The 26,860-nt window shown below is 68.4% G+C and carries 25 protein-coding genes; 8 read left to right on the top strand and 17 right to left on the bottom strand.

The features are described from left to right. Positions 1-133: 133 nt before the first annotated feature. From ABIC47_RS10125 to ABIC47_RS10090, 8 genes are all read right to left on the bottom strand, one after another. On the bottom strand, positions 134-1,402 hold the full coding sequence (locus ABIC47_RS10125; RefSeq protein WP_354479981.1) for an alpha-hydroxy acid oxidase: 1,269 nt from the start codon (positions 1,400-1,402) through the stop codon (positions 134-136). Next, positions 1,395-2,849, bottom strand: a complete 1,455-nt coding sequence (locus ABIC47_RS10120) for a rhamnulokinase (RefSeq protein ID WP_354479979.1) — start codon at positions 2,847-2,849, stop codon at positions 1,395-1,397. The genes ABIC47_RS10125 and ABIC47_RS10120 overlap by 8 nt, the downstream gene beginning before the upstream one ends. Further along, on the bottom strand, positions 2,846-4,882 hold the full coding sequence (locus tag ABIC47_RS10115; protein ID WP_354479976.1) for a bifunctional aldolase/short-chain dehydrogenase: 2,037 nt from the start codon (positions 4,880-4,882) through the stop codon (positions 2,846-2,848). The genes ABIC47_RS10120 and ABIC47_RS10115 overlap by 4 nt, the downstream gene beginning before the upstream one ends. A gap of 2 nt (positions 4,883-4,884) precedes the next feature. After that, a complete protein-coding gene (rhaI, locus tag ABIC47_RS10110; protein ID WP_354479973.1) occupies positions 4,885-6,048 on the bottom strand; it encodes an L-rhamnose isomerase in 1,164 nt (387 codons plus the stop codon). A 67-nt stretch (positions 6,049-6,115) separates the two neighbouring features. Next, on the bottom strand, positions 6,116-8,386 hold the full coding sequence (locus ABIC47_RS10105; protein ID WP_354479970.1) for an alpha-L-rhamnosidase: 2,271 nt from the start codon (positions 8,384-8,386) through the stop codon (positions 6,116-6,118). A gap of 74 nt (positions 8,387-8,460) precedes the next feature. Then, a complete protein-coding gene (locus ABIC47_RS10100; RefSeq protein WP_018190224.1) occupies positions 8,461-9,294 on the bottom strand; it encodes a carbohydrate ABC transporter permease in 834 nt (277 codons plus the stop codon). Continuing rightward, on the bottom strand, positions 9,291-10,253 hold the full coding sequence (locus tag ABIC47_RS10095) for a carbohydrate ABC transporter permease (protein WP_354479968.1): 963 nt from the start codon (positions 10,251-10,253) through the stop codon (positions 9,291-9,293). The genes ABIC47_RS10100 and ABIC47_RS10095 overlap by 4 nt, the downstream gene beginning before the upstream one ends. Before the next feature lie 85 nt (positions 10,254-10,338). After that, on the bottom strand, positions 10,339-11,652 hold the full coding sequence (locus ABIC47_RS10090; RefSeq protein ID WP_354479966.1) for an ABC transporter substrate-binding protein: 1,314 nt from the start codon (positions 11,650-11,652) through the stop codon (positions 10,339-10,341). Positions 11,653-11,853: 201 nt separating this feature from the next. On the opposite strand from ABIC47_RS10090, the gene ABIC47_RS10085 reads away from it, so the two are divergent. The 4 genes from ABIC47_RS10085 (at position 11,854) to ABIC47_RS10070 (ending at position 14,398) form a co-directional block, all read left to right on the top strand. Next, positions 11,854-12,873: a LacI family DNA-binding transcriptional regulator gene (locus ABIC47_RS10085; protein ID WP_026307099.1), complete on the top strand. Its 1,020-nt coding sequence runs from the start codon at positions 11,854-11,856 to the stop codon at positions 12,871-12,873. A gap of 82 nt (positions 12,874-12,955) precedes the next feature. Beyond that, positions 12,956-13,264 carry a hypothetical protein gene (locus ABIC47_RS10080; protein WP_354479963.1) on the top strand — a complete coding sequence of 103 codons (309 nt, stop codon included), beginning with the start codon at positions 12,956-12,958 and terminating at the stop codon, positions 13,262-13,264. 1 nt (position 13,265) lies between these two features. Continuing rightward, a complete protein-coding gene (locus tag ABIC47_RS10075) occupies positions 13,266-13,421 on the top strand; it encodes a hypothetical protein (RefSeq protein ID WP_018190219.1) in 156 nt (51 codons plus the stop codon). Then, the gene (locus ABIC47_RS10070; protein WP_354479960.1) at positions 13,418-14,398 is read left to right on the top strand and encodes a hypothetical protein; all 981 of its coding nucleotides are present in this window, start codon (positions 13,418-13,420) and stop codon (positions 14,396-14,398) included. The genes ABIC47_RS10075 and ABIC47_RS10070 overlap by 4 nt, the downstream gene beginning before the upstream one ends. 382 nt (positions 14,399-14,780) lie before the next feature. Here ABIC47_RS10070 and trxA read toward each other — a convergent pair whose 3' ends face one another. The 4 genes from trxA to ABIC47_RS10050 all read right to left on the bottom strand — a co-directional run bounded on the left by trxA (position 14,781) and on the right by ABIC47_RS10050 (position 18,034). Next, positions 14,781-15,155, bottom strand: coding sequence for a thioredoxin (trxA, locus tag ABIC47_RS10065; protein ID WP_018190217.1), 375 nt, complete (start codon positions 15,153-15,155; stop codon positions 14,781-14,783). Between the two features lie 38 nt (positions 15,156-15,193). Then, on the bottom strand, positions 15,194-16,912 hold the full coding sequence (locus tag ABIC47_RS10060; protein ID WP_354479957.1) for an ABC1 kinase family protein: 1,719 nt from the start codon (positions 16,910-16,912) through the stop codon (positions 15,194-15,196). 5 nt (positions 16,913-16,917) lie between these two features. After that, positions 16,918-17,475, bottom strand: a complete 558-nt coding sequence (locus ABIC47_RS10055) for a PadR family transcriptional regulator (RefSeq protein ID WP_354479954.1) — start codon at positions 17,473-17,475, stop codon at positions 16,918-16,920. A 109-nt stretch (positions 17,476-17,584) separates the two neighbouring features. Then, the gene (locus ABIC47_RS10050) at positions 17,585-18,034 is read right to left on the bottom strand and encodes a GNAT family N-acetyltransferase (RefSeq protein ID WP_354479951.1); all 450 of its coding nucleotides are present in this window, start codon (positions 18,032-18,034) and stop codon (positions 17,585-17,587) included. A 101-nt stretch (positions 18,035-18,135) separates the two neighbouring features. Between ABIC47_RS10050 and ABIC47_RS10045 the strand changes: the two genes are divergently transcribed. After that, positions 18,136-18,354 (top strand): hypothetical protein, encoded by a 219-nt coding sequence (locus ABIC47_RS10045; RefSeq protein ID WP_018190213.1) that lies wholly within the window; start codon positions 18,136-18,138, stop codon positions 18,352-18,354. Between the two features lie 16 nt (positions 18,355-18,370). Here ABIC47_RS10045 and ABIC47_RS10040 read toward each other — a convergent pair whose 3' ends face one another. Further along, entirely contained in the window at positions 18,371-18,949 is a 579-nt protein-coding gene (locus ABIC47_RS10040; RefSeq protein ID WP_354479948.1) for an RNA 2'-phosphotransferase, read from the bottom strand. Positions 18,950-19,170: 221 nt separating this feature from the next. Between ABIC47_RS10040 and ABIC47_RS10035 the strand changes: the two genes are divergently transcribed. From ABIC47_RS10035 to ABIC47_RS10025, 3 genes are all read left to right on the top strand, one after another. Beyond that, positions 19,171-19,452 carry a DUF4242 domain-containing protein gene (locus ABIC47_RS10035; protein WP_354479945.1) on the top strand — a complete coding sequence of 94 codons (282 nt, stop codon included), beginning with the start codon at positions 19,171-19,173 and terminating at the stop codon, positions 19,450-19,452. Continuing rightward, positions 19,449-19,691 carry a hypothetical protein gene (locus ABIC47_RS10030; protein WP_354479943.1) on the top strand — a complete coding sequence of 81 codons (243 nt, stop codon included), beginning with the start codon at positions 19,449-19,451 and terminating at the stop codon, positions 19,689-19,691. The genes ABIC47_RS10035 and ABIC47_RS10030 overlap by 4 nt, the downstream gene beginning before the upstream one ends. Positions 19,692-19,786: 95 nt before the next feature. After that, positions 19,787-22,390: a LuxR C-terminal-related transcriptional regulator gene (locus tag ABIC47_RS10025; RefSeq protein ID WP_354479940.1), complete on the top strand. Its 2,604-nt coding sequence runs from the start codon at positions 19,787-19,789 to the stop codon at positions 22,388-22,390. A gap of 169 nt (positions 22,391-22,559) precedes the next feature. Here the strand turns inward: ABIC47_RS10025 and ABIC47_RS10020 are convergent, their stop codons facing one another. The 4 genes from ABIC47_RS10020 to ABIC47_RS10005 all read right to left on the bottom strand — a co-directional run bounded on the left by ABIC47_RS10020 (position 22,560) and on the right by ABIC47_RS10005 (position 26,824). Further along, positions 22,560-23,606, bottom strand: coding sequence for a LacI family DNA-binding transcriptional regulator (locus tag ABIC47_RS10020; RefSeq protein WP_354479937.1), 1,047 nt, complete (start codon positions 23,604-23,606; stop codon positions 22,560-22,562). A 37-nt stretch (positions 23,607-23,643) separates the two neighbouring features. Then, positions 23,644-24,549 (bottom strand): carbohydrate ABC transporter permease, encoded by a 906-nt coding sequence (locus tag ABIC47_RS10015; RefSeq protein WP_354479934.1) that lies wholly within the window; start codon positions 24,547-24,549, stop codon positions 23,644-23,646. After that, complete coding sequence (locus tag ABIC47_RS10010; RefSeq protein ID WP_354479932.1) at positions 24,546-25,427, bottom strand: carbohydrate ABC transporter permease; 882 nt, start codon at positions 25,425-25,427, stop codon at positions 24,546-24,548. The genes ABIC47_RS10015 and ABIC47_RS10010 overlap by 4 nt, the downstream gene beginning before the upstream one ends. A 62-nt stretch (positions 25,428-25,489) precedes the next feature. After that, positions 25,490-26,824 (bottom strand): ABC transporter substrate-binding protein, encoded by a 1,335-nt coding sequence (locus ABIC47_RS10005; protein WP_354479929.1) that lies wholly within the window; start codon positions 26,822-26,824, stop codon positions 25,490-25,492. Positions 26,825-26,860 lie beyond the last annotated feature (36 nt).

Raw genomic sequence — 26,860 nt, 5'->3', positions numbered from 1 at the left:
TTTTGGGCGCCGCATTCCCGCGATTTGGCACAAATTCTCACCCACGGGCGGGGCGGCGATGGCGCGATTTGGCGCAAATCTCGAGTGGAGGTGGCGTGCGTTGCCTCGATTTGGCGCAAGTCTCGCGAGGGGATCAGGTGTCGGCGTCCTCGCGCGCGGGGACGGGGGCGTTGCGGAGGGGCTGCAGGCGGGTGAGTTGGGTGACGTGGTGGGGGCCGAGCTCGGCGAGCGAGGTGACTTGGAGGAGTTTCATGGTGCGGATGAGTTGGTCGGTGAGGATCTGGATGGTGCGGTCGACACCCTCCCGGCCGCCGGCCATGAGCCCGTAGAGGTAGGCGCGTCCGATGAGGGTGAACTTGGCGCCGAGGGCGTAGGCGGCGATGATGTCGGCGCCGTTCATGATGCCGGTGTCGATCGCCACCTCCGTGTGCTGCCCCACCTCCCGGGCGACCGTGGGTAGCAGGTGGAAGGGGATGGGCGCGCGGTCGAGTTGGCGTCCGCCGTGATTGGAGAGCACGATCCCATCCACCCCATGGTCGACCAGGGTGCGCGCATCCTCCAGGGTCTGCACGCCTTTGATCACGAGTTTCCCGGGCCACATGTCCCGGATGATCTTCAGGTCGTCGTAGTTGATCGACGGGTCCATCGCCGCATTCAACAGATCCCCGACGGTCCCGCCGGTGGAGGACAGCGAGGCGAACTCCAGTTTCGGGGTGGTGAGGAAGTCGTACCACCACCACGGCCTAGGGATCGCGTTCAGAATCGTCCCCACCGTCAGCTGCGGCGGAATCGAGAACCCGTTGCGTTTATCCCGCAACCGCGCCCCGGCGATCGGTGTGTCGACGGTGAAGAACAGGGTGTCGAACCCGGCCGCGGCCGCCCGCTCCACCAGCCCGTAACTGATCTCGCGTTGCCGCATCACATACAACTGGAACCAATTCCGGCCGTGCGGATTCGCCGCCTTCACATTCTCAATCGACGTCGTCCCCAGCGTGGACAGGGTGAACGGGATCCCCGCCGCCCCCGCAGCACCGGCCCCGGCGGTCTCGCCCTCGGTCTGCATCAACCGGGTGAACCCGGTCGGGGCGATCCCGAACGGCAACGCCGACGGCCCACCCCAAATCTGGCACGACGGATCCACGCTCGACACATCCCGCAGGATCGACGGGTGGAACTCCACATCCTGAAACGCCTGACGAGCACGCGCCAGCGACAGTTCGCCCTCCGCCGCACCCTCCGTGTAGTCGAACGCCGCCTTCGGCGTCCGCCGACGCGCGATCCGCGCCAGATCCTCGATCGTCAACGCCGACTCCAGCCGCCGTTTCTTCAGATTCAGCTCCGGCCGCTTGAACTGCATCAACTCCAGCAACTCAGCCGGACGAGGCACCTGACGATCAACCATGGGCAAGGATCCTAACGGGGTCATAGCGTGTGATCTGAGCGGTGCGGGAGACCAGGGCGCGGAGCGACTCCAGGTCGCCGCTGACGAACCCGGCGGCACGCGCCTGCACGAGCACATTGCCGATGGCCGTCGCCTCGACAGGTCCCGCGAGCACCGGCAGCCCACTGCGGTCGGCGGTCGCCTGGCACAGCAGCGCATTGCGAGCTCCCCCGCCCACCAAATGCACCACCTCCACCGCGACGCCCGTCAGCGCGGCCGCGCGGTGCACCGCGTCGGCGAACGCCGCAGCGAGGCTCTCGACGATCACACGCACCATCCCGGCGGGCGACGCCGGTGCGGTCGACCCGTGCTCGGCGAACCACTCGGCGATGCGCGACGGAAGGTCGCCCGGCGCCATGAAGCGCGGGTCGTCGGGGTCGAAGAGGTGCGACGGCCGGGGCAGCTCGGCCGCCTCGGCGAGCAGCGACTCCAGGGTCACCCGCAGCCCGCGGCGCTGCCACTCGCGCACGGACTCGCTCAGCAGCCAGAGGCCCATGACGTTGTGGAGGTAGCGGATGCGCCCATCCACGCCGCCCTCGTTGGTGAAGTTCGCGGCCCGGCCCTCCTCCGACACGACGCGCTGAGGAAGCTCTACACCGACCAGTCCCCAGGTTCCGCAGGAGATGTACGCGGCGCGGGATGCGTCCATCGGCACGGCCACGACCGCCGACGCGGTGTCGTGCGAGCCGACCGCCGTGACGACCGGGCCCTCGCCGTCGAACGGCAGATCGCCGCGCAGGGACGGCAGGAGGCGCCCGACCGGCGTCCCCGCATCCACGAGCGGCGGGAACACGGACCGCGGAAGCCCGAGCCGCGCGATGAGGGCGTCGTTCCACGCGCCGTCGGCGGTGAGCAGCCCGGTGGTGGAGGCGTTGGTCCGCTCGGCCTGCGCGACCCCGGTCAGCCAGAAGGTGAGGAGGTCGGGGACGAGCAGGAAGCGGTCCGCGCGCTCCAGGGAGCCGCTCGCGGCATCCACCGCCAGCTGGTAGAGGGAGTTGAACGGCAGGAACTGGAGTCCGCCCTCGCGGTACAGCTCCCCCGGCTCGACGGCGGCATGCACCGTCGAGACCCCGGCCGCCGTGCGCTCGTCACGGTAGTGGTACGGCTCGCCCAGCAGCCGCCCGTCGCGCAGCAGGCCGTAGTCGACCGCCCACGCATCCACCCCGATGCTCGCGAGCGCGGGGTCGGACCGCGCGACCGAGGCGAGCCCGTCGAGCACGTTCGCGTACAGCCCGGTGAGGTCCCAGTGCAGTGCAGCGCGATCCCCCTCCCACACCCGCACGGGCGTGTTCGGGAACCGGGCGGCCTCGGTCAGCTCCAGCGTGTTCGCGCCGACGCGGGCGTGCATGACGCGTCCGCTGGTGGCGCCGAGGTCGACGGCGGCAACGGTTCCGGGCGCGGCGTTCATCGGAGGAAGGCGGCTGCGACTCCCGCATCCACCGGGATGTGCAGGCCGGTCGTGTGGTCGAGGTCGCTGGTGCAGAGCACGAACACGGCGTTGGCCACGTGCTCGGGCAGCACCTCGCGCTTGAGCAGGGTGCGCTGCGCGTAGTACTGGCCGAGCTCCTCTTCCGGCACCCCGTAGACCGCGGCGCGCTTTGCGCCCCAGCCGCCGGCGAAGATGCCGGAGCCGCGGACGACCCCGTCGGGGTTGATGCCGTTGACGCGGATGCCGTGCTCGCCGAGTTCTGCGGCGAGCAGCCGCACCTGGTGCGCCTGGTCGGCCTTCGTCGCCGAGTAGGCGATGTTGTTCGGTCCGGCGAAGATGGAGTTCTTGGAGGAGATGTAGACGATGTCCCCTCCGAGCTTCTGGTCGATCAGCACCCGGGCAGCGGCCCGCGAGACCAGGAACGACCCCTTCGCCATCACGTTGTGCTGCAGGTCCCAGTCGGCGTTCGTGGTCTCCAGAAGCGGCTTCGAGATCGACAGGCCGGCGTTGTTGACCACCAGGTCCAGCCCGCCGAACTCGAGCAGCGCCTCCCGGATGGACGCGTCGACCGCCTTCTCGTCGGTCACGTCCGCGGCCACGCCGATCGCGACATCCGCGGTCCCGATCTCGGCCGCGGCGGCCTGCGCCTTGACCAGGTCGAGGTCCGCGATGACCACGCACGCGCCCTCGGCGGCGAGCCGGGTCGCGATGGCCTTCCCGATCCCGGACGCGGCGCCGGTGACCAAGGCGATGCGCCCGGCGAGCGGCTTCGGCTTCGGCATCCGCTGCAGCTTGGCCTCCTCCAACGCCCAGTACTCGATGCGGAACTTCTCCGCCTCATCGATCGGCGCATACGACGACACGGCCTCCGCCCCGCGCATCACGTTGATCGCGTTGACGTAGAACTCGCCCGCCACCCGGGCGGTCTGCTTGTCCTTGCCGTAGGAGAACATCCCCACACCGGGGATCAGGACGATCGCCGGGTCGACCCCGCGGATCGCGGGCGAATCCGCGGTCGCGTGCCGGTCGTAGTAGGCCTGGTAGTCGGCCCGGTACTGCTCGTGCAGAACCTCCAGCCGCGCCACCGACTCCTCAATGGATGCGTCCGCCGGCAGGTCGAGCACCAGCGGCTTCACCTTCGTGCGCAAGAAATGATCCGGGCACGAGGTGCCGAGCGCGGCCAACCGCGGGTGCTCCGCCGCCGCCAGGAACTCCAGCACCACATCCGAATCGGTGAAGTGCCCCACCTGCACCCGGTCGGTGGAGGCGATCGAGCGCAGGTGCGGAGCCAAAGCCGCCGCCTTCGCCCGCCGCTCGCCCTCCGGCAACGGCTCGTAGCCCGGCAACCCCGGCCCGAACGGCTCGGAACGGCCGTGCTCGGCGATGTAGTCCGCAGCGGTCTGGATGATCCACAGCGAGTTCGCCTCCGCCTCCTCCGACGTGTCGCCCCACGCCGTGATGCCATGCCCGCCCAGAATGGTGCCGATCGCCTCCGGGTTCGCCGCCTTGATCGCCGCGATGTCGAGCCCGAGCTGGAAGCCGGGGCGCCGCCACGGCACCCACACCACCCGGCCGCCGAAGACCTTCCCGGTCAGCTCCTCCCCGTCCGCCGCCGTCGCGATCGCAATACCCGCATCCGGATGCAGGTGATCCACGTGGGCAGCATCCACCAGCCCATGCATCGCCGTGTCGATCGACGGCGCCGCACCACCCTTGCCGTGCAGCGTGTAGTCGAACGCGGCGACCATCTCGTCCTCACGCTCCACACCCGGGTAGACATTCTGCAGCGCCCGCAGACGATCCAGGCGCAGCACAGCGAGGCCGGTCTCGGTCAGCGTGCCCAGGTCACCGCCCGAGCCCTTCACCCACAACAACTCGACCGGCTCCCCCGTCACCGGGTCGATCTCGGTCCCCTTCGCGGACGTGTTCCCACCCGCGTAGTTCGTGTTCGCCGGGTCCGACCCGAGACGGTTCGAACGGGCCAGCAGGGATGCGACAGCGTCGTTCGTCATGCTCAGGCCCCCCATCCGGCCTGGGTGCCGCCGACGCGGTCAGACTCGATCTTCTCCTGATACCCGGAGGCCTTGTACGCGGCCATCGGATCGGCCGGCAGCCCGCGCGACTCCCGCCATGCAGCCAGATCGGCGCGCACGTCGGTGTTGAACGCATCCATGAACACCGTGTTCGCGGCCAGCACGTCGTTCGCCGCCTGCGCGGCGGCCAGAGCTTCGGTGTCCACCAGCAGCGCCTTCGCGGTGGCCTCCTGCACGTTCAGCACCGACCGGATCTGGCCCGGGATCTTCGCCTCCAGGTTGTGGCACTGGTCGAGCATGAACGCGACCTCCGGGTTCGCGTACCCGCCGCCCTGGATCACCTCGAAGATGATCCGGAACAGCTGGAACGGGTCCGCCGCGCCCACGATCAGGTCGTCATCGGCATAGAACCGGCTGTTGAAGTCGAACGAGCCCAGCTTCCCAAGCCGCAGCAGCTGCATCACGATGAACTCGATGTTCGTCCCGGGTGCGTGGTGCCCGGTGTCCAAACACACCACCGCGCGCTCGCCCAGCGCCTGCGTCTGAACGAAGCTGGTCCCCCAGTCGGGAACATCCGTGTGATAGAACGCCGGCTCGAAGAACTTGTACTCCAGAACCAGGCGCTGACCCTCGCCGATCCGCTCGTAGATCTTCTGCAGACTGTCCGCCAGGCGGTCCTGCCGGGCGCGCATCGAATCCTGACCCGGATAGTTCGTGCCGTCCGCCAGCCAGATCTTCAGATCCCGCGACCCCGTCTCGTTCATCACGTCGATGCACTCGAAATGGTGATCGATTGCCTTCTGCCTGATCCGGTCATCCGCGTGGGTGACCGAACCGAACTTGAAATCGTCGTCCTGGAACGTGTTCGAATTCACCGTCCCCAACTCGACCCCGTTGTCCTCCGCGTGCTTACGCAGATCGGCGTACGAATCGACCCGGTCCCACGGGATGTGCAGCGCGACCGTCGGCGCAAGCCCGGTGTGCTTGTGCACCTGCGCGGCGTCCGAGATCTTCTCGAACGGGTCGCGGGCGGTGCCCGGCGTCCCGAACACGCGGAACCGCGTGCCTGAGTTGCCGAACGCCCAACTCGGCAGCTCGATCGCCTGCAACGCCAGCTGGTCCCGGATCTCGACGGGGAGGGTCATGGGAGTTTCGCTTTCTCTCTGCCGCTGCGGGATGCGCGGCCGCGGTTGTGGTCGGAGCGGTCGCCGGTCAGCGGGCCACGTCGGCGACGGCCGGGAGGGCGGTCGTCGCGGTCGTGCGCCCGGCGCCGATGGTCTGGTCGTCGCGTCCGGGGAGCCGGAGCACACCCTCCACGCCGTCCGGGAGCTCGGCCTCGACGGTGAGGTCGTCGCCGTCGAGCGACCACCGCACGCTGACCGTGCCGCGCGGGGTGGTCAGTGAGGTCTCGGCCTCGGTCAGACCGCCGCCGGGCTGCGGTGCGACGAGTACGCGGGAGTAGCCGGGCTCCAGCGCCGACAGGCCGCCGACGACGCGGTGCATCCAGTCGGCGACAGCGCCGAGGGCGTAGTGGTTGAAGCTCGTCATCTCGCCCGGGTTGATCGTGCCGTCGGGCAGCATCGAGTCCCAGCGCTCCCAGACCGTCGTCGCACCCATCGTCACCGGGTACAGCCACGACGGGCACTCGCGCTCGAGCAGGAGTCGGTAGGCGTCATCCAGGTGCCCGGTCTGCGTGAGGGCGTCGGTGATGAACGGCGTGCCCGCGAATCCGGTCGAGATGCGGTAACCGGCCTCGGCGACCAGCTCGGAGAGCCGGGTGCCGGCGAACTCCTCGTCGGCGACGCTGAGCAGCCCGAAGACGATGGCGAGGGCGTACACGGTCGTGCAGTCGCTCTTCACGACGCCGTCGCGCACGTACTCGGCGTTGAACGCCTGACGCAGGCGCGCGGCCAGGGCCTCGAATTCCGCCTGCTCCTCGGTGCGGCCGAGGAGTTTCGCGGTCTCGGCGACGATCGTCGCCGAGCGGTAGGCGCAGGCCGTCGCGACGACGCCCGTGTCGGCCTTCGCCTTCGCCGGGTCCTCCGGCGGAGCGTCCGGGTCGAGCCAGTCGCCGAACTGGAAGCTGGTGTCCCAGACCCCTGCGGGCGAGAGCAGCGACTCCACCCGACGGACGTGGGCGGCCATCGAGCCGAACTGCCGCCGCAGGACCGCGTCGTCGCCGTACGCCTGGTACAGCGTCCACGGCACCCAGACCGCTGCGTCGCTCCAGATCGCCGTCGAGTCGACCGGTCCGAAGTCCGTCGGCTGGTCGATCATCTTCAGGATGTCGGGGATGACGAAGCCGACGATCCCGTCGTGGTGCTGCTGCTCCAGGTCGAGGTCGACCAGCCAGTCCGAGAGGAAGCCGTCGACGTCGTAGAGGAACGCCGCCGTCGGCGCGAACGCGGCGATGTCGCCCGTCCAGCCGAGACGCTCGTCGCGCTGCGGGCAGTCGGTGGGCACGTCGACGAAGTTGCCGCGCATCCCCCACACCACGTTCTCGTGGAACTGGTTGAGCAGCGGGTCGGAGGTGCGGAACTCGCCGATCCGCGTCAGCTCGGAGCCGATCGCGATCGCCGTCAGGTCCTCCGCCTTCAGCTCGCCCGGCCATCCCTCGATCTCGGCGTAGCGGAAGCCGTGGAAGGTGAACGTCGGCTCGAACTCGTCGACCCCGCCGCTCAGGATGTAGCGGTCGGTGGCTTTCGCACTGCGCAGTGGACGGGTGCCCAGCTCGCCGTGCTCCAGCACCTCGGCGTGCCGGACGACGATCTCCGTTCCGGCCTCGCCCTGCACCCGCAGCTTGATCCAGCCGACCAGGTTCTGACCGAAGTCGACCAGGGTCTTGCCCGACGGGGAGGTCGTGATCTCCTGCACGGGCAGCGCCGCCCAGCGGGTCACCCGCGGGCCGATGTACGGCGTCAGGGACGCCGTGTCGAACTCGAGCTCGCGCACGCCGGTCCATCCGTCGCCCGAGAAGCCTGGGCGTTTCCACGTGTCGTCGCGCAGGCGGGCGTCGATCGTCTCGCCGTCGTACAGGTCGTTGGCGAGCACGGCGCTCGGGCCGGAGGTCCACTCCTGGTCGGTCACGACGAGCTGCGTCGTGCCGTCGGCGAACTCGACCTCCAGCTGGGCGAACGCACCGAGGCTGTCGCCGTAGTACGAGCCGCCGCCGGCCCAGCCGAGGCGGCCGCCGAACCATCCCTTGCCGAGGGCGAGCCCGAGCACCGACGTGTCCTCGAGCAGCTCGGTCACGTCGTAGTCCGCGTACCGGAGGCGCCACTCGTAGGCGCTCCAGCCGGGGGTGAGGAGGTCTCCGGACACTGGACGGCCGTTGATCCAGGCCTCGACGATGCCGTGCGCGGTGAGGTGCAGCGTCGCACGCGTCACCGCCCCGTGTCCCGTCTCGAGCGCGAACTCGCGTCGGAGCAGCGGTGCTCCGTCGAAGGTCTCTCCAGCGGCGATCATGCGGGCGTGCCAGTTCATTGCGTTGTCTCTCCGGTTCTGTGTCGTGTCGTTCGCGGTGTCGGTGCTCATGGCGGCGTCGGCGGGCATGGCGGTCAGCCCTTGACCGCGCCGCTCGTCATGCCGGCGATGATCTGCCGGTTGAAGAAGATGTAGGCGACGAGGGGCGGGATGGTGATGAGAAGGAAGTCCATGAAGAGCAGGTTGTAGAAGCTCAGGTTCTGCCCCGCGAAGCTGTACAGCGTCGTCTGGACCGTCGCGTTGTCGGCGCCGGGGAGGAAGTACAGCGGGTTCTGGAAGTCGTTGAAGACGAACACCGACTGCACGACGATGACCGTCACGATCACCGGCCGGAGCAGCGGGAGGATGACCTGGAAGAACATCCGCACCCGTCCGGCACCGTCGAGCACTGCGGCCTCGTCGACCTCGCGGGGGACGGTCCCGAAGAACGCGCGGAACATCAGGATCGAGAACGACAGCCCGAAGGTGGTCTCGATGAGGATCATGCCCGGCATCGTCTTGAACAGCCCGAGCCCCTGCAGCACCCAGATCGTGGGCACGACCGCCGGCGGCACGATCAAGCCGGCGAGGACGAAGAAGTTGACGACCGGGCCCCACTTGCTGCGCTTGCGGGCGAGCACGTACCCGGCCATCGCCGCGATGATCACCATCAGCGTGACCGAGAAGACGGTCAGGACGGCCGAGTTGAAGAACGCGCGCCAGATCAGGCCGTCGCCGCTCTCCAGCACCGCGACGAGGTTCGGGAAGAAGCTCCACTCCTTCGGCCAGGTGAAGGCGAGGCTGGATGCGTCGTCCGGCGTCTTCGCCGCCTGCAGGAGCACGAAGGCGAGCGGGACCAGGAAGACGATGACGGAGACCGCGATCGCGATGATCCCGATCGTCCAGGAACGGATGCGCTGCCGCTTCACAGCTCCACCTGCTTTCTGTTCAGGAAGTACGACAGCGGCACCATGATGATCGTCACGACCAGGAACAGCACGACGTTGCCGGCGGTCGAGAGGCCGTAGAACCCCGCCTGGTACTGCTTGTAGATCACCGACGCGAGCACGTCGCTGGTGAAGCCCGGACCGCCGCCGGTGGTCGCCCAGATGATGTCGAACGAGCGCAGCCCGCCGATGAGCGAGAGGATGATGACCGTCGCTGTCGCACCGCGACTGAGCGGGATGGTGATATCCCGCAGGATCCGCCAGCCGCTGGCCCCGTCCATGCTCGCCGCCTCGAAGTACTCGCCGGGGATGGCGACGATGCCGGCCATGAAGATGAGCGTCGCGATGCCGACGCCCTTCCAGATGTCGACGCCGGCGATCGTGTAGAGCGCCAGGTTCGGGTCGGTGAACCAGCCGGGCTGCGGGAGCCCGAAGAACCCGAGCACCCCGTTGACCATGCCGTGGAACGGGTCGAGCAGTGCCTTCCACAGGATGCCGACGCCGATCGTCGACAGCAGCACCGGGAAGAACACGATCGCCCGGAGGTAGCCGCGGCCGACGACCGGGGAGGTCAGCAGCAGGGCGAGGAAGAAGCCGATGATGACCTTGGCTCCGGAGGTGAGGACCGCGTACACGAGCGTGTGGATGAAGCTGGTGTAGAGCTGCGGATCCTGGAAGAACTGGACGTAGTTCGCGAACCCGATGAACTGGGCGTCGAACAGCGACCACCGCGTGAGCGAGAAGTAGAACGACGACAGCGACGGGATGGCGAAGAAGACCGCGTAGAGCACCAGCGCCGGGATGAAGAACCAGGTCGGGTAGTGCGACCGCATGGCCTTGCGTGCTGTCTTCCGCCCGCCGGGCCTCCTCCCTCCTGGACTCTTCACGTCCGTCAGGATCTCGGCCGCCTGTGCCGCGGTCGAAGGGGTAGCCGTCGACATGTCCGCTCCTCGTCGAGTGTCTCGTGTGGCCGTTTGGTGGTGCCTGCGGCCGGGCCGACGTCATCCGCCGACCCGGCCGGGCGGTTCACCAGCCCTTGAGCCCCAGCTGCTGGGCCTGGGCCTTGACGTCCTGGTCGTAGAGGGCGGCGCCCTCCTTGGCCGAGGAGATCCCGGAACCGACCTGGATCAGGATCTTCTCCAGGTTCGGGCCCTTGATCGGCGAGAGGAACTCGAGCGCGAGCCCGGTCTTCTTGGCGTCCTGGTAGGCCAGCTCGTCCTTGACGAGCGCAGGGGCGTCGTCGGGGATCTTGCAGGTGCTGATCGCGAACGGCCCGGCGGGAGTGCCCGCGCTGTTCTGGATGTCGCATCCCTCGGACGTGTTGATGAAGGCCACCAGCTTCTTCGCGGCCGTCAGCTTGTCGCCCGACGTCGACTTCGGGATGTACGCCGCGGTGGGCTCCCAGACGGTCGCGTGCGGCTCGCCCGCGTCGGTGGGCATCGCGAAGTAACCGATGTCGTTGATCTGGTCCGGGTTGCTCTGCAGCACGTTGCTGATGACCGTGGTGATCATCGGATACTGCGCGCCCTCACCGGTCGCCAGCATCTTCAGGGCGTTCACGTTGGTGAGCGACGCGTAGTCCTTGTTCAGCAGGTCCTTGTCGAAGACCTCCTGGGTGTGCTCGAAGCCGGCGAACGCCGGTTCCTTCGAGTACTTGGCGTCGGCCTTGTTTGCCGTGTAGTCCTTGGCCCAGTTCGGGTCCTGCGCGCTCACGTTGGCGAAGTCGCCGAGCACGAAGAGCTGGCTGGTCCAGGTGTCGCCGTACGACTGGATGATCGGCGCGATTCCTGCGGCCTTGATCTTCTCGCTGTTCGAGATGAACTCGCTCCAGGTCTTCGGAACGGTCAGCCCGAGCTTCTCGTAGACCTTCTTGTTGTACATGATGCCGCCGTTGAAGGTGGTGCCGGTCGGCGCTCCGTACAGGCCCTTGTCGGTGCTGACGGAGTTCTTGAAGTCGTCCGTCACATCCTTCGCCCACGACTCGTCGGTGAGGGGCTGGAGCTGGCTGTCCGGGCGGAGGGCCTGGAACAGCGAACCGGAGTTGTACAGGAAGACGTCGTTCATGTCTCCCGTCGACAGGCGCGTCTTCACCAGGTTGTCGCCGTCGGTTCCGCCGGGGCGGGTCTCGACCTTGACGGTGATGGACGGGTTGGCCTTGTGGAACGCCTTGGACAGGTCTTTCGCGAAGCTGGTGCTGGCCGGGTCGTTGCCCGCGGCGAGCAGGGAGATGGTGGTGCTGCCGGACCCGCCGGATGAGCTGCAGCCGGCCAGAGCAGCGCCGATGAGCGCGACGCCGCCGAGCGTGGCGGCGACCCGTGTCGCCGTCCTCCGAGAGAACATCAAATACCTCCTTGTATTTTGTGAGCGTCGACGCCCCGGGGGGAATTTTCGGGTCCGCTTGAAACGCTTCACTGACCATAAATGCATTCGTCGGCTCCCGTCAAGCGGGGAATATAACGATTCAAGACACGCGTTCCGATCCTGCAGGATTGATCGATTCAATGCATCCATCCGCTACGATCGCAGCCAGGGAGGAATCGCATGGCTTCCGCAAGCGTGAAAGACGTCGCCGCACTGGCGCAGGTCTCGGTGGGCACCGTCTCGAACGTGCTCAACCGTCCGGAGATCGTCGCGCCCGAGACCGTCGAGCGCGTGATGTCGGCCATGCAGAAGCTCTCCTACGTGCGAAACGAGGCCGCGCGGCAGCTGCGGCTGGGGCACAGCCAGGCGCTCGGGCTCGTCACGCTGAGCGGCGGCAACCCCTTCTTCACCGACCTCGCCACGGCGGCGGAGGATGCGGCCGCCGACGCCGGCTACAGCGTCATCGTCGGCAACAGCAACGAGAGCACCACCCGCGAGTCGGGATACCTCAACCTGTTCGAAGAGCTGCGTGTGCGCGGCGTGCTGCTCTCCCCCGTCGGCGACCCCGCACGCCGGCTGCGGCAGCTGCGGGACCGCGGAATCGCCGCCGTCCTGGTCGACCGCGTGAGCAGCGACGACTCGTTCAGTTCCGTCTCGGTCGACGACGTGGCCGGGGGCGCTCTCGCGGCGGCCCACCTCATCCGATCGGGACGGACGCGGCTCGCGTTCGTCGGCGGTCCACTGCAGATCCGCCAGGTGAGCGACCGCCTCGCGGGAGCTCGGCAGGAGGTCGAGAAGCACCCGGGCGTCTCCCTCGAAGTCGTCCCGGTCGACGCCCTCACCGTGCTGGAAGGACGACGGGCCGGAGAGGAGCTGGTCCAGCGGAGCGCGAACCGCCGCCCCGACGCCGTCTTCGCCGCCAACGACCTCATCGCCGTCGGACTGCTGCAGGGGCTCTTCATCAACGGCCGCATCCGCATCCCGGAGGACATCTCACTCGTCGGCTACGACGACATCATGTTCGCGAGCGCGTCCGTCGTGCCGCTCACGTCCATCCGGCAGCCCAGCGCTCTGATCGGTCGCACCGGCGTCGAGATCCTCATCGAGGAGGCGCAGGACCCGGAGCTCGAGCCCCGCCATGTGCTGTACCAGCCGGAGCTCGTCGTGCGCGGGAGCAGCTCGGCGGACGCAGCCGAGTAACGCGATCATCCCCGCGGTTCCGCCGCGATATGCGCGTGGCCCGCTAGTCTCGACGTGGACACCGCGACGAAGGGGGACGCTCGTGACCGAATCCAGGCTGCGACCGAAAGTGGTGCTGTGGTGGGGCATCGGCCTCGCTGCGGCGGGACTGCTCCTGAACATGCTGCTGCCGCAGGTCGGCTATGCGCTCACCGTGCAGGTGAATGCATCCACCCGTGTGGACCAGGGGATGCTCACGGCGTTGACTGTGGTGCTCGACCTCATCCGGCAGACGTTGCTGCCGCTCGGGATCGCCCTGATCGCCGCCTCGGTGGTGATGGCGTACATCGCCCGCCTGCTCGGGGTGCGCGCGGATGCGGAAGCCGACGAAACCGGCGTCCCGGAGAGCTGACGTGGATCCGTTCAGCGCTTTCGCTCTGACCGTTACCCTCTCCGGCGCTGCTCTGTATGCGCTCTACTGGGTGGTCCGCCGCGGGGTGGCGGACGGCATCCGGGATGCGCGGGGCGCGTCCGGCGATTCGCCCGCGAGCGACAGGGTGGTCGAGTGAGGGACGACACCTCCCCGCAGATCGGCTCGTACGATGTCGACGCGGCGGCCCTCGCCGGCGATGGCGAACCGCTCGTCGACGTGCTGGCGCGGCTCGGGGTCTCCGAGTCCGAGGGCGGGAACGTCGTGCCGAACGGCTGGCGCGTTCTCGGCCCGCCGCCTGCCGCGCGGGTTCCCCTGCTGATCGGCGCACCCGTCTCCAGCGACCATCGGTCGTGGTCGGTTGGGCAGGTGTATGGCGCACGGGATGGGGCTCCCGCGCGAGTCTCGTTCTACCCGCATGCGCTGCCGGTCCGCCCCAGCGTCGCCGAACGCCGCGGCGGCCTGGTGCTCCGCTGGCCGGCAGTGACGCGCGAGCTGGCCGACGTCGATCGCCTGTCGATCGACATCGTCAACGAGGGGTCGACCCGCTGGCTGCCCACCGGCGACACGTTCAACACGTTCGCGTCGATCGTGCCCGCCGTCGGCGGTGTCAGCGACCTCTACTTCGGTTGGACCGGTGATGGCGGCACGGTACCGCTCGATCCCGGCGACTACGCACGGGTGACCGCGCGCATCGAGAGCGGCCGGTGGCGCGACCTGAAGCCGGGTCCGCACGACATCGTGGCGTACACCCCCGATCTTCGGCTGACGTCCGAGCCGCTGCGGGCCGACCTCACAGCCGAGGTGATCGAGGCGCATCGTCCACAGACGAACGCGCATGGCGCCCCGCCCATCCCGCGCACGTCGACCGCCGAGCGCGTGCGGATGCTGCGCGCGATGCGCAGGGCACGCGAGGCGATCACGGAGGTGGCCGCCGCTGTCGCGGACGCCCCCGATGACGCGACCGCACTCTCCCGCATCTCCGCCCTGTTGGAGTGCGACACGGACGCCGCCCAGGCGGTCTACGCGATGCAGCTCCGCCGCCTGCGCGTCGGCAAGCCGGACGTCCTCTCCGGCGAGATCGAGGCCCTCGAGCGCGCTCTTTCGGAGGAATGACCGGCGCGCACCCGCCCCGACCGCCGCGAACGGAGGACACCCCGCCGCTCCGCCCCGGTGACGTCCTCCGTTTCCGGCCTCCGTTTTCGGGTCGCACCCGGCGCGTCGCCCGCGGTGACCTCCGTTTCCCGCGCGCCGCAAACGGAGGACTTCCGGGTCGCTCGGTCCGCCGGCCCCTCCGTTTCCCGCGCGCCCCCGGCGTGTCGGCCGCCGCGTCCTCCCTTTCCCACCGCGACGGAAGGGGAGGACTTGCGATCCGACACACCGCCGCCGAGCGCGAAACGGAGGCGTTCCCATCCCGTGCGGCGCGGATCGCCTCCGGAAACGACGAAGGCGCGGCGCCCGTCGGATGACGGGGCCGCGCCCGAGGCTGTCGCCGCGCTCAGCTCTGCTGCTGCGCCGCCTTCAGCTCGTCGTACTGCTTCCGGACCTCGGTCATGTCGAGGGCGCGGATCTGCTCGATGAGGTTCTCGACGGCCTCGCCCGGGAGGGCGCCTGCCTGCGAGAACAGCGGGATGCCGTCGCGGTACGCGACGAGGGTCGGGATCGACTGGATGCCGTACGAAGCGGCGAGGGCCTGCTGGGCCTCGGTGTCGATCTTGCCGAACGTGATGTCGGAGTGCTGCTCGGACGCCTTCTCGAAGATCGGGGCGAACATGTGACACGGGCCGCACCAGTCGGCCCAGAAGTCGAGAAGCACGATGCCGTCGGCGACGGCCTGGTCGTGGTTGGTCGACGTGATCTCTGTGGTTGCCATGCTGGATGAAACGCAAGCTCACCAGGCAGTATTCCGGCTCAGCTCCCCCGCCGGCCTGTGAAGACGGTGAATGCGAGAGGCACGATCGACGCGATCATCAGCACCGAGCCGAGCACCGCGTCCGACGCGTGCACGATCGCTCCGGCGATGATCACCCCTCCGAAGACGACCGCCGCGACGAGACGTCGTGCCGCGCGTTCGAGCCGGCCGACCCGCTGCTCGAGCCGTGGCGAGGTGACCGCCACCGTGCCGTCCTCGACCCGGGTGACCAGCGCATCCAATCGTTTGGGCAACCGCCAGGCGATCCCGGCGATCTCGAGCGCCTGCTGCCCGAGGTCCTGCACCAGGTTGCCGCGCTCGTCGCGGAGGAGCTGGGCCGCGTACGGCTCGACCGAGTCCCACAGGTTGAACGCCGGGTCGAGCGCGCTGCACACGCCCGACGTCAGCGACATCGCCCGGATGATGAGGAGGAAGTTCTCGGGCAGCTGGAACGGCAACGAGCGGACGACGTCACCGAACTCGACCGCGAACTCCCGGAACTCGCGTGGGTCGACCTCGCGCAGCTCGGCGAATCCCATGCCGCCGAACCGGGCGAACAGGTGGGTCATCGCGCGCTCGAGCTCGGCCGTGTCGGCGGTCGGGAGGAGCACGCCCACGTCGCGGATCGCATCGACGAGGCCCTTCCCGTCGCGCGATGCGGCGGCGATGAGAAGTTTCCGGAGCCCGCTGCGGGTGCCCGCCGGAACCTCGCCCATCATCCCGAAGTCCACGAACGTGAGCAGCCAGGGTCGCTCCCCCGCCACCGCGGGCCGCGGCGTCACGAAGATGTTGCCCGGGTGCGGGTCGGCGTGGAAGAACCCGTTGGTGAAGAGCTGGTCGAACATCACCTCGGCGAACACCGGCGCGACCTCGGCGGGGTCGATGCCCGCGGCGCGCAACGCGTCAGCGTCGGTGATCTTGATCGCCGTCACGTCCTGGAGGGTGAGGACCCGGCGGGTGGTCCGCTCCCAGACCACGGCAGGGACGGCGACGCGGTCGTCACCGGCGAACTCCTCGGCGAACCGCTCGGAGTTCGCAGCCTCGTGCAGGTAGTCGATCTCCTGCAGGCTGGTGCGCGCGAACTCCTCCACCAGTCCCGGTGCGTCGACGCGGTCGGAGACCAGCCGGACATGGCTGAGCCAGCGCCCGACCCTGCGCAGGGCGGCGAGGTCCACATCCACGATGGTGTCGATGCCGGGACGCTGCACCTTGAGCACCACGACGTCCTGCCCGGTTTCCGCCGCCACCTCGGCGGTGAGGCGCCCGCGGTGGGCCTGCCCGAGGGATGCGGCGGCCACCGGCGTCTCGTCGATGAACGCGAACGCGCTCTCCAGCGGCACGCCGAGCTCGGCCTCCGCCAGCGCCCGGATCGCCGGGAACGGGACGGCCGGCACCTCGTCCTGCAGCCCCTCCAGCTCGCTGGTGATCTCGGGCGGCAGCACATCCAGCCGGGAGGACATGAACTGTCCGACTTTGATCATCAGGCCGCCCAGCTCGACGGCGAGCCCGTGGAACCGCTGCGCGAACCGCCGCATCCGCCGCGACCGGCTGCGCGCGGCGACGCCGGCGAGCCCGATGCGTGGCAGGAACAGCTCGTACCACCAGGTCACGGCGAGATTCCAGCCGGCGAACCGGAGGATGCGGCGGTAGCGCGCGCGGGTGGCCGGCGTCCCCGCCGGCGCTTTCGACGGCGCGGCGGGCGCCTGGTCCGACGTCACCCCGGTCAGCCCTGGGCGAGGATCGCGTACAGCTTTCGGCGTGCCTCGTCGAGCACGTCGGCGGCTTCCTTGACCTGCTCGGGCGTCCCGCTGCGGTGCACCTGCGCGGCCGCCTGGGCGAGTTCGACGCCGGCCTTCGGGAGGTTGGCTCCGCGACGTTCTCCGGTCGTCTTTCCGGAGTCGCTCGTGCCGGTCTGCCAGGGTGTGGATGCCTCAGCCGCGGCGACCTCGCGCCCCGCCTCGGTCAGCGCGTAGGTCTTGCGCCCGTTGGATTCCTCGGCCGAGATGAGTCCTTCGTCGGCGAGCAGCTGCAGGGTCGGGTAGACGGAGCCTGCGCTGGGCTTCCAGCTGCCTCCACTGCGTTCCTCGATCTCGCGGATGATCTGGTAGCCGTGCATCGGCTTCTCGCTGAGCAGCGAGAGGACGGCCGCGCGGACATCGCCGCGGCCCATGCGGGTGCCGACCTTCTTCTCGAACGTCGACCGCAGTTGCTCGAACGCCTGCCACATGGCGTCCGGGTCCATGCGGGCGCCGAACCCGCCGGTGGGGAATGAGTTGGACATGGTGCCTCCTCGATCAGATAGCGATAGTCAACGATATATCGTTGACGCTTCGACGGGAAGCGATTCACGCGGTTCCGAGCGAACATCCAGCGCGCGACTCATCGCGACCTCAGGTCAGGTCGAGCACACCCACGACCTCGCCGAACAGTTCCTCCCCGGTCGGGACGAACCCGCAGGCGAGGTAGAAGGCTTCAGGGCCCCCGTCGCCGCGCTCCCAGAGCACGGTGATGCGCGAGATGCCGCGCCGTCGCGCCTCCGCGGCGACCTCATTGACGGCGAACCGACCGACTCCGCGACCTTGCGCCTTCTCGTCGACGTTGAGCCGCCAGATACCCGCGCGGAACGCCTCCAGCTCGCTGTCCGGATCCCAGTTCGCCATCACGAAACCGACCACCTCGCCGTCGCCGACGACGGCCCGCGGCCACGCCGTCGGCGTCACGTACGCCTCGGCGATCGACTCGAGGACCGGCGCGACGAACCGCTCCTGGCCGGGCGCGAGCCGCAGGTCGCGCAGCCCGCGCAGGTTCGACGTCGACAGCTCTTCGATGCGCAGGTCCATTGGTGGACGGTAGCGCGATCCACCGACATAGGGCTGACCCCGTCATCGTCTCTTCTTCAACGCGCAACGCTGCCGAAATACCCCCTCCGTACCGTGGTCTCATGACCTCGTTCACGTTCAGGGAATGCGCACACTGCGGCGAGCAGCAGCCGGTGCTCGCGGACGGCCGGACGGCGATCCACTTCACCGGGAACGGCGAGCGCTGCGCCGGCTCCGAACGCCGCAGCCAGAACGAGGGCGTGACCGCGCAGCAGGCGCGCGTCATCGAGGCCGAGCTGCGCCGTGCGCTGCGTCAGGTGATGCGGGAGCAGGCGTCGTAGGGAAAGGTGGACGGAGTCATCCGCCTGGCTTCCCTTCACGGAGTCCGCTCGTTGTCCGGCTGACAAATGCCGGCGGTATGGCGTCGGCAATCCAGATGAGTTCTCCACGCCGCTGGAATCGAACACCGGCCTCGAACGCTTCGCGGCTTCGAACGGTGAGCAGGACCGTGTCCGTCCCGTGCCGACGAGCAACCTCGTACGCCGTTGCCGAATCCGGCGAGAGGTGAACATGCTGGCGTTTCATCGGCAGGATTCCCGCCTCCAGGATGCTGCTGACCGCTTCGGCGACCGTGCCGTGGAAGAGCTCCACCGGTGGTTCCTGGTTGACGAGATCATCCGCAATGCGGATCGAATGACCATACGTCGCGCGAATCCGGTCGCCCACGACTTCGTGCCGGACCTTCGACGAGTTCGCGATCATCCGCAGGACCGCGTCCTCCGTCAGACCATCGAAGCCGGCCGCGCTCAGCGCGTTCACCAACGACCGCATCTCCACCCAGCCATCGTTGTCCACGGCAAGCCCGTACTCGCCCGGCGCATGACGCAACGCATGGGTCACCGCGCGACTCAGGTTCGTTTCGCTGAACACCGGCATGCCCCCTCTTCGCCTTCGCCTTCGTCGAGGCGGCTCCTCACCGTACCGCCAAGTCTCGGACTGCATCCACGGTCCCCCTCGCCAAAGCGGGTGATCTGCGTCCGGAAGATGGGGATGCGGCCCTCGGAACATAGGGAATGCTCTCCGATGTGACAGCATGGCGGCGCCGATGAGCATGGATCCACTCCGGTGAACACCGGTCCAAGAGAAACGGATCCCTCATGAAAACCTTCCTCATCGAACGCGAAGTGCCCGGCGCCTCTACCCTCAGCCACGACGAACTCGTCGAGATCGCGTGCATCTCGAACGCCGCCGTCGAGTCCCTCGGTGTCCCGTACCAGTGGATCACGACGTACGTCGCGGGCGACAAGCTCTACTGCCTGCACGCAACCGACAGCGCCGAACTCGTCCGCGAGCACGCACGGCGTGGAGGCTTCCCGGCGAACCTGGTCGCCGAGGTCGTCACCGAGTTCGGCCCGCAGACGGCGGAGGACGCCGCATGAACGCCGTGCCCGCCTTCGCCTCGTCCGGCGCGCGCACCGAGCACCGGCCGGCCGGGCCTAGTCGGATGCGCATCTCGCTCGGCCGAGTGCTGCGCGCTCGCCTCGCGACGCTCCGCTCATCGCGACCGTCGATGACGCACGAGACGGCCCGAATCCAGCGCGAAGAGGCCCGCGCCCGCGACGCTCAGCGAGTGAGCACCGAGCGGGCGCGCGTCCTCATCGCGCGGCAGGTGCTCTGAGCCGGACGGTGGACGCCGCCACCCGCAACTCGAGGAGCGATGCGCTCGCGAAAACGACCGGCCCGCAACAGCCCCGTGGCGTCTACCATGCTGCCATGGGGCTGTTCGAGCGTGGCCTCGAGGCCGAAGCGCTGCGCAGAGAGCTCGCCGGGCTGTACGAGGCCGGCCGCGTCGTCACGCTGACCGGCGACGCCGGTTCGGGCAAGACCGCCCTGCTCGCCGCCGTACTCGGCGGCGACGACGGACCGTCCGGTGCCGGTGCCCTCCTGGGCGGGGACGGACCGAGGGTGCTTCGCGGATTGTGTGACCCGCTCGGCACGCCACGGCCGCTCGGACCGATCCGTGACATCCTCGCGGAGCTCGACGGCCGCTCCAGGCCGAACCTCGACGACCCGTCGTCGGTCGAGCGTCGATTCCTCGACCGTGTCGGCGAGGAGCCGACAGTCGTCGTGATCGAGGACGCCCAGTGGATCGACGCCGGATCGGTGGAGGTGCTGCGGTTCGTCACGCGGAGGATCGACCGGCTCCCGCTTGTTCTGATCTTGAGCTACCGGGACGGCGAGGCGGATGTCGGCTTCGGGCATCCGCTGCTGCCGCTCCTCGGCGAGATCGCGCGCAGCGACCATTCCGCACACGTCGCCCTGCGCCCGCTCTCGGTCGACGGGGTCCGCGCCGTCCTGAGAGACGACGGACTGGATGCCGTGCGCGTCCACGAGGTCACGGGCGGCAATCCCTTCTTCGTCACCGAGATCGCACGGCACCCGGACGAGCGGATGCCACGCAATGTCCGGGACGCCGTGCTCGCCAGCACGTCCGGCCTGGCCCCGGAGGACGTCGAGGTCCTCCAGCTCATCGCCGCCGCTCCCGACGCCCTCGACGACCGCCTCCTGCCGAGCCTGGGCATCGATGTCCCGACTCTTCGCCGCCTGGAGTCGAGCGGGCTGCTGGTGCGCACGCGTCGCGGCATCGCCTTCCGGCATGAGCTCGCTCGTCTCGCGATCGTCGACGGCACTGCGGAGGCGGTCCGCCGGCTCTTGCACCAGCGTCTGCTCGGGGCCTTCGAATCCGTCCGATCGACCGATCACGCGGTGCTGACGCATCACGCCGTCAGCGCAGCGGACCCGGAGCGCACCCTCCGATACGCGCGCCTCGCTGCCGCGGAGGCGACCCGTGCCGGGGCCCATTCCGAAGCGGTCGCCTTCCTCTCGCTCGCGCTCGAGCAGTTGACCGCCGACTCCGTCGATCGCGCGGAGCTACTGGTCGCACTGAGCGACGAGCAGTACATGGTCGGCCGCCTCGCCGACGCACGCGAGTCCGCGCGCGCCGCCCTGGACCTCCTCCAACGACTCGCCGATCCTGACGGCGTCGCCGCCGCGCACGAGCGACGCGCGATCATCGAGTACTACTCAGCGAGACGCCGAGAGGCAGAGGAACAGGCGGACCTCGCCGCGCACGCGGGCGGTGGAGCCGCCGCGGCTGCGTCCGCGCAGGCCACACGCGCCTATCTCGCCTACCGCCGGCAGGACGTCGACACGGCGCGCACGATCGCATCGGCCGCACGTCGGCTCGTCCACAGCGCGGATGACGCCGCGGATGCCGCCCGCCGCCGCATCGAGATCACCGAGGCGGCGTCGGACCTGCTCGAAGGCTCGGTGGCGAGCCGAACGCGCCTTCTCATGCAGGCGGCCGCCGCGTTCCAGGTCTCCCTCGACGAGATCGGGACGACCGCGCACTCCAACCTGTCGGCGATAGATATCGAGCATCGTCGGCTGGCGGAGGCGGAGGCGGTTCTGGCGGAGTCGATCCAGATCACGATCACGCGCGATATTCCGATCTGCAATCAGTGGCAGACCGGGATGCGCGCCCGCCTGCATTTCATCCGGGGACGCTGGACCGCCTCGGCGGAGGACGCGGACACAGTTCTCGAGGGACACGGCGCGCCCCTCGCACTCGTCTGGCCTCATATCCTCTCTGCGCTCCTCGCAGCCCGACAGGGCGGCGACCGGGCGATGATCGAGCGCCATCTGGAATTCGCCTGGGCGTACGCGACCGAGCTGGGCGAGGCACCCCTTCTGCTCGCGGTGCTCTCGGCCCGCGCCGAACTCGCGTGGCTCACGGGCGACCACGACCCACTGCTCGACGAGGCGCCCGCGTACGTCGCTGCAGCCGACGCGCGGCCCGGCAACGCCTGGGCCATCGGTGACCTTCTGGTGTGGCTCGACCGACTCGACGTGCACGTGTCCGCGAAGCAGATCGCCGAGCCGTACCGGATGGAGCTCGAGGGCCACCACCGCGACGCGGCGCAGGCCTGGCTCCAGATCGGCGCACCCTTCGATGCCGCACTGGCCGGCGTGCACGACGAGTCTCCTGAGGTGGCGGTCTCCGCGCTCCTCCGTCTGCAGCAGCTCCAGGTGGATGCCACTGCCGCCCGGGCGCGCGCACTTTTGCTCCACCGGGGTATCCGCACCATTCCCGCACCTCCGCGGCGCACGACACGCTCCAACCCGGCCGGCCTCACGAACCGCCAGCTCGACGTCGCACGCCTCATCGCCAAGGGCTTCACGAACGGAGAGCTCGCCGAGCGCCTCTACATCTCCCCCAAGACGGCTGACCACCACGTGTCAGCGGTGCTCGGCAAGCTCGGCGTCTCCAATCGCAGGGAGGTCGTGAGGGCGGCGGCCGAACTGGGACTGATCTGACAGTCACAACCTCATGAACCAGCTCTCCAGCCATCGATCGAACCGGTCTTGCAGATACCGACGCGATGGGGAGTGAGCGCGAGGCGTCCACCTCGCCGGCCAGTGCACCAATGGCCAGCTCGTGGGGTAACGCTTCAGGATGCCGCCTGTGCGCGTGATCAGTGTCGCGCTACGCCGTCGGCACGCGGCGGGCTTCGCCGATCGACTCGCGAAGAACAGGCGGGCACGCGACGGTCACCAGTTCGTCACGTCGGTGCTCGTCCACTCCCAGGAGCATCCGGACACCCTTTGCGCCCAGTTCGTAATGCGGGAGCGCGACCGTCGTCAGTGGTGGGCGCAGGTGAGCGGCGATGACTTCCTGGTTGTCGAAGCCGACAACGGCCATGTCCTCCGGGATCGAGAGTCCCCGGCGGCGCAGACCGTCGTAGAGCCCCATTGCAACCCGGTCATTGTGGCAGAAGACCGCGGTCGCACCGCTCGCGAGGAGGGCGTCGACCGAGTCGTATCCGCCTTCCTGCTCCGGGAGCGCGTCGAAGACCAGGGACGGATCGAACGCGATGCCTGCATCCTCCAGTGCCTCGCGATACCCGAGAAGACGACCTTCATGCGCCGGCGACGGTGTCGTCGTGTTGATGATGGCGATCCGCGTGTGACCGCTGTCGATCAACAGCTGCGTCGCTGCCCGACCCCCTTGGACCTCATCCGGGACGACGGCGGGGGCGTCGCCGTCGGGCGAGAAGCAGTCGACGAGGACGAAGTCCGTCTCACGGAGCGACTCAGGGACGGCCGCCGCCCGGTGGTACCAGGTGGAGTAGAGGATCCCGCGGACCTTGTGCTCGAGCATCATTCCGATCGCCTCGCGCTCGGCGTCCGCGTTGCCGTCGGTGTTGGCGACCAGGAGGACGTACCCGTGCTTCCACGCCTCGTCCTGGGCACCGTGGATGATCTGGCCGGCGAACGGGGTCGTGGCGATCGCGTCGGCGACCAGGCCGATGAACTTCGAATGCCCGCTGACGAGGTTCTTCGCGAGAGCGTTCGGCCGGTAGCCGAGGGTGCGGATCGCCTCACGGACGCGCCCGCGTGCGTCGTCGCCGATGCGGGCGTTCTTCTTGTCGTTGATCACGAGCGACACCGTCGCGATGGAGACGCCGGCTGCTTCGGCCACGTCGCGCATCGTCACCGGATGCCCGGAATGCTGGGTTGTCTCGGACGTCATTGCCCCCTCCTGCTTCAGCTTAGCGACGCGCACGCCGTCACCCCTTGGTCGCGCCGCTCTCCAAGCCGTACCGCATCGCCTTGTTGAGCACCAGGAACACCAGGAGCAGCGGGGTGATGGTGACGCAGACCGCGGCGAACGTCGCCGTCCAATCGACCTTCCCCATCGCGCCGATGTAGTTCTGCAGCCCCAGCGGGATCGTCTTCAACCCGTCGGAGAGGACGAACGTGTTCGCGAAGATGAAGTCGTTCCAGATGAAGATGCTGTTGACCAGCACCACCGTCACGATCGTGTTCACCGACAGCGGGAAGGTGATCTGGCCGAAGATCCGGTACGGGCCGGCTCCGTCGAGGGACGCCGCTTCGTAGGTCTCGCGCGGGATGTACTCGAAGAACGAGGAGAACAGGTACACCGACATCGGCAGGGCGAAGCCGGCGAGCGGGATGATCATCGACTGGTACGTGTCCAGCAGGTTCACCGACGAATAGTCGATGAACAGCGGCACGAGGGCGATCTGCACGGGCACGATGATGCCGATGAGGAAGAGCCCCCGCACCGCCCGGCTGAACCGGAATCCCAGAACCTGGATGGCGTAGGCGGCCATCATCCCCAAGATGACGATGAGGATATTGGCGCCCATCGTCACGATGAAGCTGTTGAGGATGTTCAGGCCCAGATTGCCGGTGCCGAACGCGCGCGCGTAATTGTCGAGGGTGAACGAGGTCGGCAGGGCGAACGGGTTGCCGGTGGTGAAGTCGTGCTCGGTCCGGACGCTGGTGAGGAACAGCCAGGCCAGCGGATAGACCTGGACGACCACGATGACGGCGATGATCACGCCGTTGAGGCTGCGGTAGATGTTCGGCCGGCGCCGCCGGCGGACCGGTCGGCGCGGCGCCGCCGTCGCGGTCGGTGACGGAGCGGGGCGGGTCAGCTGGGCGGTCATGCGTCGGCCTTTCGACGAAGCAGTACGAAGATCAGACCGACGGCCACCAGGCACTCGACGACGATGAAGACGGAGATGCTGCTGGCGTATCCGTAATTGGTGCTGGTGAAGGCGGTCTTGTACATGTAGGTGGTCAGGAGCTCGGAGGATTGGCCCGGACCACCGTTGGTGAGCAGGTACGGGATGTCGAAGCCGCGCAACGCGTAGGTGGTCGCCATGATGACCGTGGTGATCCACACCGGCCGGATGTACGGGAACCGGATCTTGGTGAAGATCCGCCATGCGTTGGCGCCGTCGAGCCGGGCGGCCTCTTCCAGCTCGGCGGGTACAGCGATCAGAGCCGCATAGATGATCAGCACATACAGCCCGGTGAACCGCCAGCCTTCCGGGATGGACACCGCGGCCAGCACCGTGCTCACATCGGACAGCCACGGCCGAGCCAGGTCCCCCAGTCCCACCCACTGCAGCACCTGGTTCAGCAGCCCGACAGGGTCGGACGAGTAGATGCGGGCGAACAGGAACGCGATCGCAACCGTGCTGATCACCGCGGGCAGCAGGTAGAGCGTCTTCACGAACTCCCGTCCCCGACGGAGGGAGGTGAGCAGGCTGGCGACGACGAGGCCACCGCCGAGCTGGAGCACGAGGCAGATGAACAGGTAGCCGAGCGCGTTGAAGAACGCCCGCCAGAACACCGTGTCGCCCGTGAACATGTGGACGTAGTTCTCGACTCCCACGAACTGGAGGTCGCTGATCCCATCCCATTCGAAGAAGGAGAGGAAGAGCGACTGCAGGATCGGGAACAGCACGGCGATGCAGTACAGCGCCAGTGGTGGGATCAGGAAGACCAGCACCGAGAGCCGGGAGCGGCTGGGAAGCATGGGATGCCTTTCAGGGCTGGTGAGGGCGGCGCCGGGAATGCGCCGCCCTCACCGAGCTCGGGTTACTTGAACGCTTTCGGACCGTTCTGCTGAATCGTCTGATCCATCGTGCTGATGAACTCCTCCGGCTTGATGTTCCCCTGCACGAGGAGGGTCAGCTCCTGCTGCAGCCGGGTGTTGGAGGTGGGGTCGAGCTGTGTGTCCCAGGGCATGGCGATCTTGTCGCCGAGATCGTTCGCCTGGTCGACCGCCTTCTTGTACAACGGGGTCGCATTGTCCGGGATGGTCGTCTCCACATTCGACGTCGGAGACAGCGCACCGGTCGCGGCGTACCGCTTCGGGTACTCCGTCAGCGCATACTTCAGGAAGTCGCGCACGAGCGGGTCGAACGTCTTCGCGTTCACGGCCATGCCGATGCCGGAGGGAGAGACGTACTCGTTCGCCGCGGTCACCGAGTCCTTCGTGGTCGGGAGCGTGAAGTAGTCGACGTCAGAGCGGACCGACGGGTCGAGTTTGTCGGTCGCAAGGCTGCCCAGCTCCCACGTGCCGATGTTGTACATGGCCGCCTTGCCGGAGGTGAACAAACCCTGCGCATCCGAATAGCCGGTGGAGGAGAACCCGTCCTCGAAGCACTTCGCCTGGCCGAGCTGGTCCAGCCAGTCGACGGCGGCGGTGCCGGTGGAGTCGCTGAGCTTGGCGTCACCCTTCTTCAGCTTGGTGATGTAGTCGGGGCCGGCGGTACGGAACGGGTGATAGGCCATGTACCGCTCCAGCGGCCACTGGTCCTGACCGTCGAGCGCGATCGGGGTGATCCCCGCCTTCCGCAGGGCCGTGCACAGGGCCGGGATGTCATCCAGCGACGTCGGCACGGCCACGCCCGCCTTCTCCAGCAGCGCCTTGTTGTACCAGAAGAACTCCAGCTGGAACTCGAACGGAACCATGTACAGAGACCCGTCGTCGAAACGCTGATAGTTCAGCGCAGCCGGCCGGTAGTCGTCGTACAGGCCGAGGCTCTTCAGCAGCTTCTCCGCGTCGATCATCCTGCCCTGCTTCGCCAGCTTCGCCGCGAACGGGGTGGCGTCGGTGTCGAACAGTTCGGGAAGCTTGTTGGCTGCGGCGAGGGTCTCGTACTTCTGGATGTAGGAGGGGCGATCCGGCGTCGTGATCAGGTTCAGCGAGAAGCCGGGGTGCTTCTTCGCGTAGTCGGCTGCGATCTGCTTCATGGTGGTGATCACGCCGCCGTCGGCGGGGCGGGACAGCAGCCAGGAGATCTGCCGCGGCTTGATCTCCCCGCTGGGGTTCACGTTGCCGGCGTTGGCTCCTCCTCCGCCGCTGCAACCGGCGAGCGCGAGGGCGACCGCCGCGGTCGCGGCGATGGTCCCGAGCAGTTTCTTCATGGTGTCTCCATCTTCTTTGATTGGAATCGCTAGGCG

This window comes from Leifsonia sp. 563, from assembly GCF_040545055.1.
GTDB lineage: Bacteria > Actinomycetota > Actinomycetes > Actinomycetales > Microbacteriaceae > Leifsonia.
The sequence above is the reverse complement of the archived record's forward strand: the minus strand, read 5'-3'. Positions and strand labels throughout refer to the sequence as shown.